The sequence below is a fragment of the Nocardia sp. NPDC003963 genome (assembly GCF_053605105.1).
Genome location: NZ_JBSGIP010000079.1, coordinates 15,085 through 17,017, shown reverse-complemented (window position 1 = coordinate 17,017; position 1,933 = coordinate 15,085). Strand labels below are relative to the sequence as shown.

The window sequence follows — 1,933 nt, the reverse complement described above, 5'->3', positions numbered from 1 at the left end:
TCATTCGCGATATCCGAGAACGTCGCCGTCCCCTTATCCGCCGCCACCACCAGATACGTATCATCACCGTCCCGGCGCACCACCCGCTCCGGCGGGAGGACGGTACCGGTGCCGTGCTCGACGTTATCGGTCAGATCGAGCAGACCGGAGATGAAGGTCCGGTAGGAGGCCACCCCCTCGGCGAACAGCGCCTGCCGGTCGGCGGCGGCGTCGCCGGTGGCGGCGGGCGGGCGTTTCACCACGAAACCACCCTTCGCACCCACCGGCACGATCACCGCGTTCTTCACCGCCTGCGCCTTCACCAGACCCAGGATCTCGGTCCGGAAATCCTCCAACCGATCCGACCAACGCAAACCACCACGCGCCACCGCACCGAACCGCAGATGCACACCCTCCACCCGCGGCGAATACACGAAGATCTCGTACTTCGGCCGCGGCTGCGGCAGCAGCGTGATGGACTGCGGGTCGAACTTCAGCGAGAGGTGCGCGGGCGGCTCCCCTTCACCGTCGCGCCGGAAGTAGTTGGTACGCAGGGTCGCGGTGACCACGTTCAGTACCGCGCGCAGCACCCGGTCGGTATCCAGGCTGACCACCGCGTCGATCTCGGCTTCCAGCCATTCCGCGATACCCGCGGCCGAATCGGCGTCACCGTCGGGATCGAAATACGCCTCGAACAGTCGCACGAAACCACGCGACATCTCCGGATTGGCCAGCAGTACACGAGTGATACCGGCGGCGCCGTAGGAGAATCCGGCCTGTTTCAGATATTTCGCGTAGGCACGCAACACGACGACCTGACGCCAGTGCAACCCGGCCCGCAGGATCAGTTCGTTGAGCGTATCGACCTCGGCGACACCGAACCACATGGCTTCGAACGCCGCGGTGAATCGCTGCGCGAATCCCTGCGTGCCCGAACTTTCGGGCTGATCGAGATCGGCCTCCAGCTCGGGGTCGAGCTGCGTACGCAGCACAGCCGAGACCACGCGTAACCGGAAATCGTAGATCCAGTCCGATCTGCCTTCGGATTCGATCTGATAGGGCCGCTCGTCCACGACCTCCACGCCGAGGCTGTGCAGCACCGGCAGTACCCGGCTCAGCGAAACACCCTCGCCCGCGGCGTACAGTGTGAACCGCCACTCCCCCGGCGGAGCCTCGGCTGTGCGGTACAGCGCGGTCCGGAAACGCGCCGACCCCAGTTCGTCCGGATCAATCCGGAATCGCATCGGCGAAACTGTGTCCTGCATTGTCGTCACCGTGATCCGCGCCTTTCCGCTTCGGTTTCGAACTATCTACCTGGGCACTCTACGCGTTTAATGTGCCGTTGTATAGCGGTACGTTACGCGTGTGTAAACGATCACCGGCTCACCCGGATCGGGAAGAAAGTCCCGCATCGGAATGTTCGCGCTGAGAACAAGTCCGGATCGGTCCCGTGGGAGAACTCAGCCGGGCAACCCTCCGTCCGACACCGCACACCCGAAGCGAACGCAAAGCTACGCCCAGGCCCACACGAGTCGGCGTCGAGTGCGAACGAGCCGAAGTATCCACCCGCGCGTCCACAGCAACCACGAAGGAACTTCCCCGCTCTCCCGCGAGCCGGCGCCGTGAGCGGCGCAGTCGACATGTCCACGCACACGGCCGGAGCGAATGTGGCCGTACACCGAAACCCACCACAAGCTCACGCCGCGGACGAACCAGCCAGCATAGGTCCGGGCACGCCCCCGGCGAAGACGGGAGGTTACGCCGAGACCGACGACAACACGCGCTGTGGACCGGCATGCTCACGCGCCCGACCGCAGCCGAATACGGGGGTACGCCGGAACCCACCACCAGTACGCAGTCTGTTCGAACCAGCCAACGTACGTCCGCGCACGGCCGGAGCGAATGCGGAGGTACGCCGAGGCCCACCACGAACATGCACTGTGGACGAACCAGC

At 65.0% G+C, this 1,933-nt stretch carries 1 protein-coding gene; it reads right to left on the bottom strand.

Annotated features, from left to right (window positions below):
• Nucleotides 1-1,169 (bottom strand): NAD-glutamate dehydrogenase domain-containing protein (locus tag ACWEWT_RS37495; RefSeq protein ID WP_452565657.1); only part of this gene is annotated, 1,169 nt, incomplete at its 3' end.
• Between the last annotated feature and the right edge of the window lie 764 nt (nucleotides 1,170-1,933).